Annotated in this window: 17 protein-coding genes and 1 pseudogene; 13 read left to right on the forward strand and 5 right to left on the reverse strand. The window is 72.8% G+C overall.

Going from position 1 to position 16,208, the window contains the following annotated elements:
- Nucleotides 1-42: 42 nt before the first annotated feature.
- The 9 genes from MCAG_RS16280 (at nt 43) to mqnP (ending at nt 8,178) form a co-directional block, all read left to right on the forward strand.
- On the forward strand, nt 43-690 hold the full coding sequence (locus MCAG_RS16280) for a histidine phosphatase family protein (RefSeq protein ID WP_007074077.1): 648 nt from the start codon (nt 43-45) through the stop codon (nt 688-690).
- Nucleotides 690-1,265, forward strand: coding sequence for a TlpA disulfide reductase family protein (locus tag MCAG_RS16285; protein WP_007074078.1), 576 nt, complete (start codon nt 690-692; stop codon nt 1,263-1,265). Before MCAG_RS16280 ends, MCAG_RS16285 begins: the two co-directional genes overlap by 1 nt.
- Complete coding sequence (locus MCAG_RS16290; RefSeq protein WP_007074079.1) at nt 1,265-2,203, forward strand: cytochrome c biogenesis CcdA family protein; 939 nt, start codon at nt 1,265-1,267, stop codon at nt 2,201-2,203. The genes MCAG_RS16285 and MCAG_RS16290 overlap by 1 nt, the downstream gene beginning before the upstream one ends.
- Complete coding sequence (locus MCAG_RS16295) at nt 2,203-3,969, forward strand: cytochrome c biogenesis protein ResB (RefSeq protein ID WP_083802290.1); 1,767 nt, start codon at nt 2,203-2,205, stop codon at nt 3,967-3,969. Before MCAG_RS16290 ends, MCAG_RS16295 begins: the two co-directional genes overlap by 1 nt.
- Nucleotides 3,969-4,991, forward strand: coding sequence for a c-type cytochrome biogenesis protein CcsB (gene ccsB, locus MCAG_RS16300; protein WP_036373716.1), 1,023 nt, complete (start codon nt 3,969-3,971; stop codon nt 4,989-4,991). Before MCAG_RS16295 ends, ccsB begins: the two co-directional genes overlap by 1 nt.
- Nucleotides 4,992-5,257: 266 nt before the next feature.
- Entirely contained in the window at nt 5,258-5,512 is a 255-nt protein-coding gene (locus MCAG_RS34885; RefSeq protein ID WP_007074082.1) for a hypothetical protein, read from the forward strand.
- A 7-nt stretch (nt 5,513-5,519) separates the two neighbouring features.
- Complete coding sequence (locus MCAG_RS34890; protein ID WP_232290197.1) at nt 5,520-5,660, forward strand: hypothetical protein; 141 nt, start codon at nt 5,520-5,522, stop codon at nt 5,658-5,660.
- 146 nt (nt 5,661-5,806) lie between these two features.
- Nucleotides 5,807-7,267 carry a menaquinone biosynthesis decarboxylase gene (locus MCAG_RS16310; protein ID WP_036373719.1) on the forward strand — a complete coding sequence of 487 codons (1,461 nt, stop codon included), beginning with the start codon at nt 5,807-5,809 and terminating at the stop codon, nt 7,265-7,267.
- A complete protein-coding gene (gene mqnP, locus MCAG_RS16315) occupies nt 7,267-8,178 on the forward strand; it encodes a menaquinone biosynthesis prenyltransferase MqnP (protein WP_036373722.1) in 912 nt (303 codons plus the stop codon). Before MCAG_RS16310 ends, mqnP begins: the two co-directional genes overlap by 1 nt.
- Before the next feature lie 128 nt (nt 8,179-8,306).
- On the opposite strand, the gene MCAG_RS16320 is transcribed toward mqnP, so the two are convergent.
- Nucleotides 8,307-9,305, reverse strand: a complete 999-nt coding sequence (locus tag MCAG_RS16320; protein WP_036373724.1) for a terpene synthase — start codon at nt 9,303-9,305, stop codon at nt 8,307-8,309.
- 132 nt (nt 9,306-9,437) lie between these two features.
- Between MCAG_RS16320 and MCAG_RS16325 the strand changes: the two genes are divergently transcribed.
- Nucleotides 9,438-10,067 (forward strand): UbiX family flavin prenyltransferase, encoded by a 630-nt coding sequence (locus tag MCAG_RS16325; protein ID WP_036373727.1) that lies wholly within the window; start codon nt 9,438-9,440, stop codon nt 10,065-10,067.
- Between the two features lie 85 nt (nt 10,068-10,152).
- On the opposite strand, the gene MCAG_RS16330 is transcribed toward MCAG_RS16325, so the two are convergent.
- Nucleotides 10,153-10,419, reverse strand: a complete 267-nt coding sequence (locus tag MCAG_RS16330; RefSeq protein ID WP_007074087.1) for a BldC family transcriptional regulator — start codon at nt 10,417-10,419, stop codon at nt 10,153-10,155.
- 268 nt (nt 10,420-10,687) lie between these two features.
- Here MCAG_RS16330 and MCAG_RS16335 point away from each other — a divergent pair, with 268 nt between their 5' ends.
- Nucleotides 10,688-11,146 carry an Lrp/AsnC family transcriptional regulator gene (locus MCAG_RS16335; protein WP_007074088.1) on the forward strand — a complete coding sequence of 153 codons (459 nt, stop codon included), beginning with the start codon at nt 10,688-10,690 and terminating at the stop codon, nt 11,144-11,146.
- A gap of 89 nt (nt 11,147-11,235) precedes the next feature.
- Nucleotides 11,236-12,327, forward strand: coding sequence for a PLP-dependent cysteine synthase family protein (locus MCAG_RS16340; protein WP_007074089.1), 1,092 nt, complete (start codon nt 11,236-11,238; stop codon nt 12,325-12,327).
- Between the two features lie 74 nt (nt 12,328-12,401).
- Here the strand turns inward: MCAG_RS16340 and MCAG_RS16345 are convergent, their stop codons facing one another.
- The 3 genes from MCAG_RS16345 to MCAG_RS16355 form a co-directional block, all read right to left on the reverse strand.
- Entirely contained in the window at nt 12,402-13,031 is a 630-nt protein-coding gene (locus MCAG_RS16345; RefSeq protein WP_007074090.1) for a putative glycolipid-binding domain-containing protein, read from the reverse strand.
- A gap of 97 nt (nt 13,032-13,128) precedes the next feature.
- On the reverse strand, nt 13,129-14,928 hold the full coding sequence (locus MCAG_RS16350; protein WP_198141746.1) for a DEAD/DEAH box helicase: 1,800 nt from the start codon (nt 14,926-14,928) through the stop codon (nt 13,129-13,131).
- Nucleotides 14,929-15,365: 437 nt separating this feature from the next.
- The gene (locus MCAG_RS16355) at nt 15,366-15,620 is read right to left on the reverse strand and encodes a hypothetical protein (RefSeq protein ID WP_198141575.1); all 255 of its coding nucleotides are present in this window, start codon (nt 15,618-15,620) and stop codon (nt 15,366-15,368) included.
- Nucleotides 15,621-15,877: 257 nt separating this feature from the next.
- Here MCAG_RS16355 and MCAG_RS34895 point away from each other — a divergent pair.
- A pseudogene (locus MCAG_RS34895) lies at nt 15,878-16,208 on the forward strand (hypothetical protein); the annotation flags it as partial.

Here is a 16,208-nt window from a genome sequence, read left to right on the forward strand (position 1 = left end):
GGTTTTGCGAGCCCCGCAGTCGCGAACGAAGGGGGCGCTGCGGTGAGCAAGACGGTGGTCCACGTACTGCGACACGGCGAGGTGTACAACCCGGGCCAGATCCTGTACGGCCGGCTGCCCGGCTTCCGCCTGTCGGAGCTGGGCGTGCAGATGGCCAAGGCGGCGGCCCAGGGGCTCGCCGAGCGGAACGTGGTGCACGTGGTGGCCAGCCCGCTCGAACGCGCCCAGCAGACCGCCGACCCGATCGCCGCGCAGTTCGGCCTGCCCGTCGGGGTGGACGAGCGGCTGATCGAGAGCGCCAACTGGTTCGAGGGCAAGAAGGTCTCCCCGGGCGACGGTTCGTTCCGTGACCCGCGTAACTGGTGGGTGCTGCGCGACCCGGTCACCCCGTCCTGGGGCGAGGCGTACCGAACCATCGCCGAGCGGATGTTCGCCGCCCTGCACGCGGCCCGCGTCGCCGCCGAGGGGCGGGAGGCCGTGCTGGTCTCCCACCAGCTCCCGATCTGGACGCTGCGCCGGTACGTCGAGCGCAAGCGGCTCTGGCACGACCCGCGCAAGCGGCAGTGCGGGCTGGCCAGCCTCACCTCGTTCCACTTCGACGGCGCGAAGGTGGTAGGGATCGGGTACACCGAGCCCGCCGCCCACCTCGTCGCCACATCGCCGACCGCCCGGACGGCCAAGGGGGCCTGATGTCAGCCCGAAGGTGGATCGTGGGGCTCCTCGCGGCCGTGACGACCACGGCGGCGTTGACCGCCTGCTCCTCCGATAGTCAGGAGCAGCGCTGCACCACCACCGACGGGGTCATCGAGTGCGCCCCCGACCAGCGCTCCGCCGCCCCGAAGCTGGCCGGTGAACTGCTCACCGGCGGCAGCTACGACGTCGCGAAGGACCTGGGGCAGGTCGTCGTGGTCAACTTCTGGGGCTCCTGGTGCGCCCCCTGCCGCGCCGAGGCCGACGACCTGGAGGCCACCTACCAGGCCACCAAGGCGTCCGGGGTGACGTTTCTCGGCATCAACGTGCAGGACAACCAGGACAAGGCCATCGCGTTCGAGGAGGGCCGGGTGACCTACCCGAGCCTGTTCGACCCGCCGAGCCGGCTCGCCCTCGCCTTCGACATCGCGCCGAACACCATCCCGGCCACCGTGATCCTCGACCGGGACGGCCGGGTCGCCGTGGTGATCCGGTCGGCGGTCACCCAGGACCGGCTGCGACCGATCGTCGAGCGGATCGCCGCCGAGCGACCCGCCCCCAACGGTTCGCGCTGATGGGCCAGACCTTCCACGACATCGCCAGCAGCGGCCCGCTGCTGCTGGCCATCGGCGCGGCGGCGCTCGCCGGGCTGGTCAGCTTCCTCTCCCCGTGCGTCCTTCCGCTGGTCCCCGGCTATCTCTCCTACGTCACCGGCCTGGCCGGCGCCGACCTGGAAAATGCAAGGAAGGGCCCCCTGTCAACGCCTCCGGTAGAGCAGGGGCCCCCTGTCGACACCCCGGGCGGCGGGCAGGCGGCCGGCGGCGGGGACGGCCATCCGGCGGGCCCGTCCCGATTCGGCGATACGGCCGGCGGGGTCGCGGTGCGGGAACGGGCGGCCGAGCGTACCCAGAGAGGGCGCAGGCCCGGCGCGGTGGTCAAGGGGCGGGTCCTCGCCGGGACGCTGCTGTTCATCGCCGGCTTCACCGCCGTGTTCACCGCCACCGCGATCCTGTTCGCCAGCGTCGGCCGGGTCTTCATCCAGTACGAGCGGCAGCTTGAGATCGGCGTCGGCGCGCTGATCGTCGTGCTCGGGCTGGCGTTCGTCGGGGTGCTCCCGGGCCTGCAACGGGAGTTCCGTATCCACCGGCTGCCCGCCGCCGGCCTGCTCGGGGCCCCGGTCTTCGGCGCGGTCTTCGCGCTGAGCTGGATGCCCTGCACCGGCCCGACGCTCGCGGCGGTGCTCGGCATGGCCACCCCCGGCGGGCAGCTCGACCGGGCCGTGGTGCTCGCCGTGGCGTACTGCCTCGGGCTGGGCGTGCCGTTCGTCGTCTTCGGGCTGGCCTTCCACCGCCTGCTCGGGGTGTTCCGCGCCGTGCGACGCAACAGCCGCTGGGTCACCCGGGTCGGCGGGATCCTGCTGGTCCTGATCGGCCTGGCGCTGGTCACCGGCGGGTGGACCAACTTCGTGATCTGGTTGCAGACGACGGTGGGCGTGGGCGAGGTGAGCATCTGATGACGGTCGTCGAGGACCGGCCGGCCCCGCCGGCCGCCGCGCCGCGCCGCCGGCCCAACCCGGTGCTGGCCCTGCTGCGTAACTCGTGGCGGCAGCTCACCAGCATGCGTACGGCGCTGATTCTGCTCTTCCTGCTCGCCGTCGCCGCGATCCCCGGCTCGGTGCTGCCGCAGCGCGGGGTGAACCCGGAGAACGTCAACAAGTACTTCGTCGACCACCCCGACCTGGCCCCGAGGCTGGACCGGATCGGCGCGTTCGAGGTGTTCGGGTCGGTCTGGTTCTCCGCGATCTACCTGCTGCTGTTCACCTCGCTGATCGGCTGCATCGTGCCCCGGCTACGCGAGCACGTGCGCGCCCTGCGGGCGAAGCCGCCGGCCGCGCCGCAGCGGCTGGACCGGCTGCCCCAGCACGCCGTGCTGACCGGCGTCGCCACCGATGCCGAGGCCGTCGCGGCCGAGCTGCGCCGCCGCCGCTGGCGGGCGCAGGTACGCGGCAACGAGGTGTCCGCCGAGAAGGGGTACCTCAAGGAAACCGGCAACCTGCTGTTCCACACCTCGCTGATCGCCGTGCTGCTCGGCGTCGCGCTCGGTTCCTGGTACGGCTGGCACGGCAACAAGCTGCTGGTGGCCGGCGCGGAGAACGCGTTCTGCAACACCCGCCAGCAGTACGCCGAGGCCAAGCTCGGCCCCCGGGTGGACAGCGCCGGCCTGCCGCCGTTCTGCCTGACGCTGACCGACTTCGAGGCCACGTTCCTGGAGTCGACGCAGCCGGAGTCGTACCGGGCCACGGTCGACGTGGAGGAGGCCGGCCGGGCCACCCGCACCGCGTCCTTCTCGGTGAACGACCCGCTGCGCCTCGGCGACGCCAACATCTACCTGCTCGGCCACGGCTACGCGCCGATCCTGCGCTACACCGACCGGTACGGCAGGACGCAGACCAGCAACTTCCCGTTCCTGACCACCGGGGACGCCACCCTTACCAGCGAGGGTGTGGCCGCGTTCCCGGACGTCAACGTCGACCCGGCGACGGGGAAGCGGGACGCCGGCCTCCAGGTCGCCTTCGAGGGGCTCTACCTGCCCACCGCGCCCCAGCAGGCCCCGTTCACCCGGTCGGAGTTCCCGACCGAACGCAACCCGGCGGTGGTACTGGTCGCCTACCGGGGGAACCTGGGCATGGACGCCGGCATCCCCGGTTCGGTGTACCAGCTCGACCAGCGCCAGGTCGCCAGCGGCAAGCTCAAGCAGATCGGTGACCGGAAGCTCGCCGTCGGCGAGAAGTGGACGCTGGACGACGGCAGCGTGCTGGAGTTCGTCGGCACGAAGCCGTACATCACCATCTCGGTGCGGTACGACCCCGGCTCGATCCTGCTGCTCGGCAGCTCGGCGACGCTGCTGGTCGGTCTCATGGGCGCCCTGTTCGGCAGGCGTCGCCGGGTGTGGTTCCGGGTCACGCCGGCCGGGCCCGACCGGGCGACGGCCGGCGCGGCCGACCCCGCCGGTGGATCTCCGACGGCCGGTAGTAGTTTGGTGGAGGTCGGTGGCCTGCCGCGCACCGACTATCCAGGGTTCGCCGACGAGTTCGCGCAGCTCGTTGCCGTTATCAGCGGCGACGTGACGCCGGGCGGCCGGGCCGGCGACGGTGGGGCAGGCGGCCGGGCCGGCGACGGTGGGGCAGGCGGCCGGGCCGGCGATGTTACGCCGGGCGAGCTGGCCGGCGGGGGCCACGACGCGGGCGGTCCGGCCGGGACGCGAGAAGGAGCGCAGTGATGTCCGCACTCTCCGACCAGTTGGTCACGTTCGCGATCCTGGCGTACCTGATCGCGATGATCAGCCATGCCGTCGAGTACGCCCTGGGTAACGCCCGTGCCGTCGCCCGGCCCGCCGCGCCCGCGCGTGAGCTGGTCGGCGCGGGGGTCGGGGCGAGAGCCGGCGGCCCGGTCGACGCGCCGGTCGCCAGCGCCGACGCCCTGCCCGACGCTCCGATCGCCAAGGCCGACGCCGCGCCGGCCGGCGGCGACCGCTCGGCGGACCGGGGCCTGCTGGCCGGCCGCGCTGCGGTCTGGATCACCGCGCTCGCCGCCGCGCTGCACCTCGCGGCCACGGTCACCCGCGGCATCGCCGCCGACCGGATGCCCTGGGGCAACATGTACGAGTTCGTGCTGACCGTGTCGTTCGTCGGTGCGGCGGCGTGGCTGGCCGTGCTGTGGAAGCGCCCCTCGCTGCGCCGCCTCGGGCTGTTCCTCACCCTGGTCATGGTGCTGCTGCTGGCGTTCGCCGAGATGAAGCTCTACGTCGAGGTGGTGCCGCTGACCCCGGCGCTCCAGTCGTACTGGTTCATCGTGCACGTGTCGACGATCAGCTTCTCGTCCGGCATCTTCCTGCTCGGCGTGGTGCCGGCGGTCGCGTTCCTCATGCGCAACGGGTACGAGCGGGGCCGGCGCAGCTTCCCGTACACGCTGGCGAAGCGGTTGCCGGCGGCGGCCGGCCTGGAACGGCTGACCTTCACGCTGCACGCCTTCGCGTTCCCGATCTTCACCTTCGCGGTGATCGCCGGGGCGATCTGGGCGGAGGCCGCGTGGGGCCGGCCGTGGGGCTGGGACCCGAAGGAGACCTGGGCGTTCATCTCCTGGGTGGTGTACGCGGGCTACCTGCACGCCCGGGCCACCCCGAGCGTGCGGCGCAACGTGGCGACCTGGATCGCCATCCTCGGCTTCCTCACCATGCTGATGAACCTGTTCGGGGTGAACTTCTTCTTCACCGGCCTGCACTCGTACGCCGGGGTGAGCTGACCAGCCCGATCCGACCCGCACGCGCGGTCGGCCGGCCCCCAGGGTCGGTGGCAGGTGCCGGTGCCCGAGTCGGTGAAGGTGCCGCCGACCACCGGGAGGAGCCGACCACCGGGAGGAACTGCCAGGTGTAGCTGGCCGGGGAGAGCACGAGCTTGAGCACCCCGAGGTTCGTCCGTTCCTGACTCGCTGTTGGTGGCGCGCGTTACCTGCTCGCCGAGGAGCCCGACCTGCGGGACGTCGCGCTCTACCACTCGGTCCTGGCGGCGGTGGCGGAGGGGAACGCGACCAGGGGCGGCATCGCCGGCTACATCGGCCGGAAGGCGACGGACCTGCAACACCCGCTGACCGTCCTGGAGGACGCGGGTCTGCTCGTCCGCGCCCCGGAGCCGCTGCGCGGCGGGCGGAGCCGGTATCGAATCACCGAGCCGCTCATCGCCTTCTACCAGGCCGTGATGCGGCCGGCCTGGACGGCCTTGGAGCAGCGGCGGGGCTCGGACGAAGCGGCTGGGCCGGGCGCGTGACCTGCTGGTGGGCCGCGCCGGGCTCGACGCGGCGGGTGCCCGACTGCTGCTGGCCAGCGCCGAGGGCTTCACCGACGAAGTGGCCCGGGAGGCGGCGCGCCGGCCGGACGTGGTCCTTGTCGACGCCGCCCGGCTGTACGTGGACTGAGCGGTGGGTGCCCGGCCCCGTCCACCCGGTGGTTTCCTCTTCTCCAGCGCAGGAGTGTCGGCTGTTAACAGGGGGCCCTTCCTCTACAGAATGCGTTAACAAGGGGCCCTTCCTTGCATCTCAAGGGGGTGCGGGAGACTGGGGGTATGGCGGCACGTGGGTTCCCGTACACCGATCTAAAGGACTTCCTCGCGGCTCTGGAACGGGCCGGGGAACTGCGCCGGGTCAGCGTCCCGGTGGACCCGACGCTGGAGATCAGCGAGATCGTCACCCGGACCGTGCGGGCCGGCGGCCCCGCGCTGCTCTTCGAGCGGCCCACCCGGGGCGAGCTGCCGATGGCGATCAACCTGTTCGGCACCGAGAAGCGGATGGCGATGGCGCTGGGCGTCGACTCCCTCGACGAGATCGGCGCGCGGATCGGCGCACTGATCAAGCCGGAGCTGCCGGTCGGCTGGTCCGGCATCCGCGAGGGCCTCGGCAAGGTCATGCAGCTCAAGTCGGTGCCGCCGCGCAAGGTCAAGACCGCCCCCTGTCAGCAGGTGGTGTACTCCGGCGACGACGTCGACCTGGGTCGGCTGCCCGGCCTCCAGGTCTGGCCCGGCGACGGCGGGATCTTTCACAACTACGGGCTCACCCACACCAAGCACCCCGAGACGGGCAAGCGCAACCTCGGCCTCTACCGGCTCCAGCAGCACTCCCGCAACACCCTGGGCATGCACTGGCAAATCCACAAGGACTCCACCGCCCACCACGCGGTCGCCGAGCGGCTCGGCCAGCGCCTGCCCGTAGCGGTCGCGATCGGTTGCGATCCGGTCGTCTCGTACGCGGCCAGCGCGCCGCTGCCCAGCGACATCGACGAATACCTGTTCGCCGGGTTCCTGCGCGGCGAACGGGTCGAGATGGTCGACTGCCTCACCGTCCCGCTCCAGGTGCCCGCGCATGCCCAGATCGTGCTGGAGGGGTACCTGGAGCCCGGCGAGCGGCTGCCCGAGGGGCCGTTCGGCGACCACACCGGTTTCTATACGCCGGTCGAGCCGTTCCCGGTGCTGCACATCGAGACGATGACCATGCAGCGCGACGCCGTCTACCACTCGATCGTCACCTCGAAGCCGCCGCAGGAGGACCACGGCCTCGGCAAGGCCACCGAGCGGATCTTCCAGCCGCTGCTGAAGCTGCTGATCCCGGACATCGTCGACTACGACCTGCCGGCCGCCGGGGTGTTCCACAACTGCGCGATCGTGTCGATCCGCAAGCGCTACCCGAAGCACGCCCAGAAGGTGATGAACGCGATCTGGGGCGCGCACCTGATGTCGCTGACCAAGCTGATCGTGATCGTCGACGACGACTGCGACGTGCACGACTACCACGAGGTCGCCTTCCGGGCGTTCGGCAACGTCGACTACGCTCGCGACCTGCTGCTCACAGAGGGGCCCGTCGACCACCTCGACCACGCGTCGTACCAGCAGTTCTGGGGTGGCAAGGTTGGCGTCGACGCCACCCGCAAGCTGCCCACCGAGGGCTACACCCGTGGCTGGCCCGAGGAGATGACCATGGCCCCCGAGGTCGTGTCGCTGGTCGACAAGCGTTGGAAGGAGTACGGGATCTGATGGCGACCGCCGCCGTTACGCCCGCGCGGCCGGGCCGCGTCAAGTCCTTCCTCAAGCTCGTCGCGATCGAGCACTCCGTCTTCGCGCTGCCGTTCGCGTACCTGTCGGCGCTGACCGCGATGCAGGTCAACGGCGGGCGGGTGCGCTGGGGTGACCTGCTGCTGATCACCGTGGCGATGGTCGGGGCGCGGACGTTCGCCATGGCCGCCAACCGGATCCTTGACCGGCACATCGACGCGCGGAACCCGCGTACCGCTGCCCGTGAGCTGGTCACCGGGGCGGTGAGCCTGCGGACGGCCTGGACCGGCGCGGCCGTCGCGCTCGTGGTGTTCCTCGCCGCCGCCGCCCTGCTCAACCCGCTCTGCCTGGCGCTCGCGCCGCTCGCGGTGATCCCGCTGATCGTCTACCCGTACGGCAAGCGGTTCACCAACTGGCCGCACGCGATCCTCGCGATCGCCCAGGCGGTCGGCCCGGTCGGCGCGTGGCTCGCCGTCACCGGCACCTTCGCCGGCTCGTGGCCGGCGTGGCTGCTCGGCGCGGCCGTCGGCCTGTGGATCGGCGGCTTCGACCTGATCTACGCCTGCCAGGACGTCGACGTCGACCGCGAGATCGGCGTGCACAGCGTCCCCGCCCGGTACGGGCTGCGGTTCGCCCTGCACGCCTCCACCGTCGCGCACGGGGTGACGTTCGCGCTGTTCATCTGGTTTGGGGCGCTCGTCGGGTTCGGCTGGCCGTGGTGGATCGGGCTGGCGCTCACCGCCGCCGCGTTCGGGTACCAGCACCTCGTGGTCAGCCCGACCGACCTGAGCAAGGTCAACCGGGCGTTCTTCACCGCGAACGGGTTCGTCGGCATCGCGCTGTTCGTGTTCGCGCTGCTCGACCTGGTGGCCCGGCTGGGCGTGCGCCCCTGAGCCGGTCCGCTCGCGGCCTTGTGCGCTTGCAATTTTGTGGGCTCGCGGTTCTGTGCGCTCGCGGGCTTGTGCGCTCGCGGGCTTGTGCGCTCGCGGGCTTGTGCGCTCGTGGGCTCGTGGGCTCGTGGTTAAGAAGGGGCCCCTGCTCTATCGGGGGCGTCAACAAGGGGCCCCTCCTTGCGGTAGCGGGCGCTCTCCAGCGTCCACTCAATCGTGCCGCGAACGGCGGCGGCGACCCCGTCGAGATGTTCGGTGACGGCCTCGTCCAGCGCCGGCCCGAACGACGGCACGCCCGCGCGCAGCTCGACGAAGCGGCGCAGCGCCGCCCGCCACCGCTCGGCGGCCAGGCCGACCGCGGCGTTAACGCCGACACCCCGCTCGGCGGCCAGGGCCAGCACCAGGTTGTGCCCGCCGGAGGTGGCCCGGTCCCGCTCCAACGAGGCGATGTCGTTGTACCAGGAGAGCAGGTCGTTGCCGAGGTCCGCGATCTCGCGCAGCCGCGGGTGGTGGTACACCGCGTCGGGCAGCGCCCGGCCGGTGACGAATTCGATCAGCGAATACGACACGTACGCCGCCGAGGTGGCCCGGCGCAGCTCGACGTACCGGGCCACGCCAGGTGGGCGGCCGGCGGTCTTGTCCACCGCTTCCTGCCAGACACCGTGCAGGTGGTGCCCGACCGCGTCGGCGAACTGCTCCCGCCAGCGGTCCGGCATCCGGCGGCGCGGCTCCCGCCACGCGCGCACCAGCAGCCGGCGCAGCGGGCCGGTGAGGCCCGGGTGTTGCCCCCGGGGGCCGTCGCGCAACAGGCGGAGCGTCCCGTGCCGCAGCGCCATGATCTGGTCGGGGTGCAGCCTGTCCGGCCCGTCGCAGGCGTCGTCGACCAGGAAGAACCAGGTGAACAGGGCCGCGATCACGCGCAGGTCGGGCTCGGTGGCCTGCGGGTAGAGCCGGCCGGCGTACCGGGCGAACCGGGCGCGGGACAACCGGTCCAGGGCGGGGCCGTCGAGCGGGAGGCCGACGCTGGGCATCCGGTCGTCGAGCCAGCGTTGCACCCGATCGGCGTACGGCGACAGCCGAGGCGGGATCGGGCAGTCGGCGCGCAGCGACCGAAGGACATCGTCGGGCATCACCGATTTCCTCCCGTGGGACGTCGATCGCCCACCGCAGCATGACAGGTCGCTGCCGCGCTGGTGCCCCCACCCGCCCCGGGGGTGGGGGTGGCCGGCAGTCGGCCGCCCTGACCAGGCAGGCTGGACGGTATGCGTGAACCATGGGTGGTGGGGGTTTCCGGCGCGTCGGGCACACCGTACGCGGCGGCGGTGGTCCGCGGGCTGCTCGACGCCGGCGAACCGGTGGACCTGATCGTCTCCCGGGCCGCCCGGCTGACCATCCTCGACGAGACCGGGCGGGCCTTCCGCGACGCGCACTGGGCCGAGGACCTCGCGGCCTGGCTCGGGCGCGACCTGGGCGACGCCGACCTGCGGCACTGGCCCGCCGGCGACCTCGCCGCCGGGCCCAGCAGCGGCTCCTACCAGGTACGCGGCATGGCGGTCGTCCCGGCCAGCACGGCGGCCTGCGCCGGCATCGCGATCGGTCTGTCCAAGGACCTGTTGCAGCGGGCGGCCGAGGTCAACCTCAAGGAGCGCCGGCCGGTGGTGGTCGTGCCCCGCGAGACGCCGGTGACCCGCAGCCACCTGGAACACCTGATCGCCCTGCACGACGCCGGGGCGGTGGTGCTACCGGCCAGCCCCGGCTTCTACGGCGCCGGGGCGTCCGCCTCCGCGCGGCAGCTCGTCGACTTTGTGGCGGGCAAGGTGCTCGACGCGCTCGGCGTGCCGCACACCCTGTTTCGTCGCTGGTCCGGCGAACTGGGCACCGACCGCTCCTGAGCGGCGCGGTGGGTCGCCCCGGCCGCGAGATAGGTGTCCGGGACGCGGACCGGACTGGCCGGCCCGTGCCCGTCAGCGCACCTGGTCAGTACATCCCGGCGTTGGCCGGGCCGGGGCCGGTCGACGCGGCGGGGCCGGCGTTACGGGCCTTTCCCATGTCGTCCGTCTCGTCCAGCATGCCCTCCCCCTCAAGCAGGGCTCGCACCTCGGATTCCCGAAACCGGCGATGCCCGCCTGGAGTCCGGATGCTGCCGATCCGGCCGGCCGCTGCCCAGCGCGTCACAGTCTTCGGGTCAACCCGAAACAGCGCGGCGACCTCACCCGGTGTCAGCAGGCGATCTCCAGTGTCCACAGCCCCCTCCTCGCGTCGACGAAGCCCTCGGCTGAACACACTGCCCCCGGCCGGTGCGAGCCCAGAGCCGTCATGAGGGACGTATGGCAATTACAGCACCAGCGACCTGGCCTGTCCGCCAAACGCGAAAAACGCACTGAGTGGGAAGTTAGTAAACGGGACCGGCTCTGCTCTCCCTCGACCGAAGGTCTGCGGACACTCACCTGCTGTCATGTGCAACGCATGCCGGGCGACCGGCGTTACGCCCAAACGACTAGGGTCACAATCCGTGGACGCCATCGACCTCAGCCTCGTGGAGCTGCTGCAAGGCAACGCCCGACTCTCGTACGCCGAGCTGGCCCGCCAGGTCGGGCTCTCCGCTCCGGCCGTGCACGAGCGGGTCGGCAAGCTGGAGTCGAGCGGCGTCATCCGGGCGTACCGGGCGGAGGTGGAGCCCGAGTCCATCGGCCTCGGCGTGACCGCGCTGATCGGCATCGTCGAGGACTCCGGCGGTGACACCGACGACGTGCTGGAGGCGTTCCGGCGGATGCCCGAGATCGAGTCCTGCTACTTCATGGCGGGGGTCGAGTCGTTCCTGCTGAAGGCGCGGGTCGGCACCATCGCCGAGCTGGAGCAGTTGATCGTGCGGCTGAACCGTACCCCCGGGGTGGCCTCCACCCGGACCGGGATCGCCCTCTCCACCAAGTGGGAGAACCGCCCACAGCCGCTGGACCGCCCCGCCGCCTGACCGCCCCGCCGCCTGGCGACCCGTGACCTGATCGGCCCGCCGCCTGATCGGCCGCGACCAGGGCTGATCCGCTTGCTACGTTTCCGAACATGACTCATCTCGACCGGTGCGACGAGGCCAGCCGGACGTGGGTGACCGAGGCGATCGCCACGGTCGAGGCCGATGCCAACCGGTCCGCCGACACCCACCTGCTGCCGTTCCCGCTGCCCCGGGAATGGGGGATCGACCTCTACCTCAAGGACGAGTCGGTGCACCCCACCGGCTCGCTGAAGCACCGGCTCGCCCGATCCCTGTTCCTGTACGGGCTCTGCAACGGCTGGATCGGCCCGGAGACGACGATCGTCGAGGCGTCCTCCGGCTCGACGGCGGTTTCCGAGGCGTACTTCGCCCGGATGCTGGGGCTGCCGTTCATCGCGGTGATGCCGGCGTCCACCTCGCCCGAGAAGATCAGCCAGATCGAGTTCCAGGGCGGGCGCTGCCACCTCGTCGACGATCCAGCCAAGGTGGTCGTCGAGGCGCGCTGGCTCGCCGAGGACTCCGGCGGCCACTTCATGGACCAGTTCACCTACGCCGAGCGGGCCACCGACTGGCGGGGAAACAACAACATCGCCGAGTCGATCTACGCGCAGCTCGCGCTGGAGCGACACCCCCTGCCGGCCTGGATCGTCGTTGGGGCCGGCACCGGCGGCACCAGCGCCACCATCGGCCGGTACACCCGGTTCCGGCGGCTGCCCACGAAGCTCTGCGTGGTGGACCCGGAGAACTCGGCGTTCTACCCCGCCTGGCAGGCCGCCGACTGGTCGGTGTGCACGGGCCGGGGCTCGCGGATCGAGGGGATCGGGCGGCCCAGCGTCGAGGCGTCGTTCCTCCCCGCCGTGGTGGACCGGATGGTCCGGGTGCCCGACGCCGCCTCCCTGGCCGCCATGCGGGCCGGCTCGGCCCTGCTCGGCCGCCGCGTCGGCGGCTCCACGGGCACCAACCTGTGGGGCGCGTTCGGCCTGATCGCCGGGATGCTCGCCGAGGGCCGCGCCGGCTCGGTGGTCACCCTGATCTGCGACCCGGGGGACCGGTACGCCGACACGTACTACGCCGACGACTGGGTGGCCGGGCAGGGGCTCGACCTCGCCCCGCATCTGGCGACCGTCGACCGCTTCCTCGCCACCGGCACCTGGCCCGCGTGAAAGGAAGGGCCCCCTGTTAACGCATTCTGTTGTACAGGGGGCCCTTCCTAACACCCCTCTGCGCCCGGGAGGGCTCAACGGGGGGCGACGCGGTCGGCCAGGCCCGGGTAGTGGATCACCCAGCCGTCCGGGTCGACGTCAAGGTCGGCGGTGAACGTCCCGCTGGCGAAGCGGACCCAGCCGGGGCCGAAGGCCGTGTAGACCTGCTCGGCGGGCAGCACCGTCAGGCTGGGCACCAGCACCCACGCCACGGTGATTCGGTGCGCCGTCCCCGGCGTCGCCGAGACCAGCCCGAGCCGGCGTACCGCAAGGGTGTTGAACAGCGGCGATCCGCCCAGGTCGACGTCCGTTGCGCCGGCCAGCCGGTCCGGGTCGTCGGTGCCGGGCAGGCCGGCCGGCGGATGCCCGGCCGCCCGCAGCGCCGCGTCCAGGTTGCCCTGCTCGGCGGCGGTCACGCGCCACCGGCCGCCGGCCGGTTCCAGGCGTACGCTCCGCTGCCAGCCCGCGCCCTCGGCCTCGACCTCCAGCCGGCTGGTCGCCCAGTCGGACCCGGTCGTCAGCCGGTACCGGCAGGTGTAGGGGATCGGGTCGACGGCGAGGGCGATGCCCTGCGCGCCGAGCCCGCTGTTTTCGTCGAACACCACGTGCTCGGTTCCGGCGGTGTCCATCCGGGCCCAGAACAGCGATTTCGTCGTGATCGGCATGAACCGGACGTTACGGCACGCCGTTGGCGCCGGCAGGACAAGCGGAAACGCCGCTGCGGAGCGTGGGCTCGCAGCGGCGTTCCGGTCGTCGCCAGGATCAGTGGGTACGCGCCGGCGGTCGCCCGCCGAAGCCGCGCCGGTCGTCGCGCGGTCGGTCGTCCCGTCCGCGCCCCTCGGGACGGAAGCTGCCCCGCCGATCTCCGGTACGCGGGTCCCCGCCTCGCTCACCCCGCTCCGCGAACCGCCGCTCCCCGGCGGGCCGGTCGCCGTAGCGGCGCTCGCCGACGGGGCGGTCCTCGTAGCGGCGCGGGGCGGTCGGCCGGTCGTCGTAGCGTTGTTCCCCTGTGGGCCGGTCGCCGTAGCGGCGCTCGCCACCGGCCCGCTCGTCGAACCGCCGCCCGCCGGACGGGCGGTCGTCGTAGCGGCGCTCGCCTGCGGGTCGGTCGTCGTAGCGGCGCTCGCCTGCGGGTCGGTCGCCGTAGCGGCGCTCGCCTGCGGGTCGGTCGCCGAAGCCGCGTTCGCCCCGGCCGTCCCGGTCGTCGTAGCGGCGCTCGCCCGTGGGCCGGTCGCCGTAGCGGCGCTCGCCTGCGGGCCGGTCGCCGAAGCCGCGTTCGCCCCGGCCGTCCCGGTCGCCGTAGCGGCGCTCGCCCGTGGGTCGGTCGCCGTACCGGCGCTCGCCCCGGTCCTCGAACCGGCGCGGGGCGGACGGGCGGTCGCCGTGCCGGCGCGGGGCGGGAGCCTCGTCGCGGACCGGCACGCCGCTGGGCTCGCGGGCACCGGTCAGCTCGGCCAGGGCCGGGTCGCCGGCCCGGACCCGGGTCTCCGCCGGCTCGACGCCAGCCTTCTCCAGCATGGCGAGCGTGGTCCGGCGCTGCTTGGGCAGCACCAGCGTGGCCACCGCCCCGGACTCGCCGGCCCGGGCCGTACGTCCTGCCCGGTGCAGGTAGTCCTTTGGTTCCTTCGGCGGGTCCACGTGCAGCACCAGGGAGACACCGTCCACGTGGATGCCCCGAGCCGCCACGTCCGTGGCGACCAGCACGCTCATCCGGCCCTCGCGGAACTCGGCCAGGGTCTTGGTACGCATGCGCTGCGTCTTGCCCCCGTGCAGCCCGCCGGCTCGTACGCCGACGGCGGCGAGCTGCTCGACGAGCCGGTCCACCCCGAGCTGGGTACGGGCGAACAGCATCGTCCGGCCGGCCCGGGCCGCGATGGACGCCGTCACGGCGAACTTGTCGTGCGGCGGGATCAGCAGCAGGTGGTGGTCCATCGTCGAAACGGCGGCGGTGGCCGGGGCGGTCGAGTGGGTGACCGGGTCGGTCATGAACCGCTTGACCAGCGAGTCCACGTCACCGTCCAGGGTGGCCGAGAAGAGTAGCCGCTGGCTGCCGGCCGGCGTCTTGGCGAGAAGCTCCGTGACCTCCGGCAGGAAGCCCATGTCGGCCATCTGGTCGGCCTCGTCGAGGACGGTCACCTCGACGTCGTCGAGGTGACAGACGCCCCGATTGATCAGGTCACCCAGCCGCCCGGGGGTGGCCACGACGATCTCGACGCCCCGCCGGAGCGCGTCGATCTGCCGGTCGTACGGCACGCCGCCGACGGCGGTCTTGAGGAAGATTCCGACGGCCTTGCCGAGCGGCACGAGAGCGTCGTTGACCTGCATGGCCAACTCCCGGGTGGGCACCAGCACCAGGGCCCGGGGGTGCAGCGGGCGGGCCCGGGCGCGCTTGGCGAGCCGGGCGATCACCGGCAGGCCGAAGGCGAGGGTCTTGCCGGAGCCGGTCTGGCCCCGGCCGAGGACGTCCCGCCCGGCGAGGGCGTCCGGGACGGTGGCCCGCTGGATCGGGAACGGCGTGGCGATGCCCAGCCGGCCGAGTGCCTGTACCAGCGGCTGGGGCAGGCCGAGCGCGGCGAAGTCGACGTCGGCCTCGACGAGGGCCTCGCCGTCGGTGTCCGTGTCGACCTTGCTGTCGGTCTGGGTGTCGGCGGGCGTGTCGACGGCGGCGTCGATCGTCGCGCTGTCGTCGGTGGTGGTGCCGGCCGGAGCGGTCTCGGCGACGGCGGTGATGCCGGCCGGGTCGCCCGCGTGGGCCGAGGCGTCGAAGACGGACGGGAACGTGCTGGGGTCAGCAAAGGTGGTCAAGAAATGCCTTTCGAGCGGGGCGCATCTTCGCGATGGCCTGCCGCAGCTGAACGCCGCCGGATCGCCCGCAAGATCGCCCATGGGCGCGCCTCACGCGCGCCGGGGTCAGTGATCACGACAAGTGTACGGCGACACGGCAATCCCGCCACCGTGCCCTGGAAAGGTAGTGGGCGGGCTCACCATCCGCGGGCCCCTCAGCTGTTGAGGAGGCCGCCGACCAGCCCGTCCATGGCGTCGCCGGCCAGCAGTACGACGAGCACCCCGATCGCGACGAGCAGCCCGAGCGACGCCGCCATGACGATCACCACCTTGGCGGTGCTGGACCGGGCGGCCGGGGCATCCGTCCAGCCCTGGGCCAGGATGTGCCCGGTCAGCGAGCCGGAATTGTCCAGTTGGTTGCCGGTCGGCAGCGCGACCGTGGCGAAGCCCGGCCCGTCGGTGCCGTACACGATGCTGGCCAGGTCGGCCGTTCCCGGCTCCGGACGCCCGGCGGGAACACCGACCGCAGCCCGGCTGCCGGCCGGACCGGTCGCGGGCGCGGGAACCCCGCTCGTGGCTGCCGCCGGCCAGGCGGTGGTCGGGGCCGCGCCGTACAGGCCGGACGCCGGTCGGTCCGGTGCGGGCGGGCCCGACGCCGGGACACCGGAAACCGGGGAGACCGGCGTCCCCCGCCGTGCCGGCGCCGGCGGGCAGGCCGTCCCGCTGCGTGGCCGGGTTGGTCGGTGGTGGCCAGGCCGGCAGCGCCGGCACCACGGGTGGCGCGGAGGACGGCGGGGTCGCCGGCGCAGCCGGGACCGGCGGCGCGGAAGACGACCAGAACGCGGACGGCCCGGAGTCCGGCGATGTCGTGGTGGGTGCGGAGACACTCGCGGTGGCGGCCCAGCCCGAGTGGTGGCCCGGCGCCGGTGGCGCGGTTCTGGACGGGCCAGCCGGGGGCGGTGCCGACGCGGTCAGCGGTGGCGGCGGAAACGGCGGCGCGGGCATCGGACCGGGAGGCGGCGGAGGCGGCGGCACCGCCGGGCCGGGCGGGGGGATCG

It is taken from the genome of Micromonospora sp. ATCC 39149 (assembly GCF_000158815.1).
In the GTDB taxonomy this organism is placed as follows: Bacteria; Actinomycetota; Actinomycetes; order Mycobacteriales; family Micromonosporaceae; genus Micromonospora.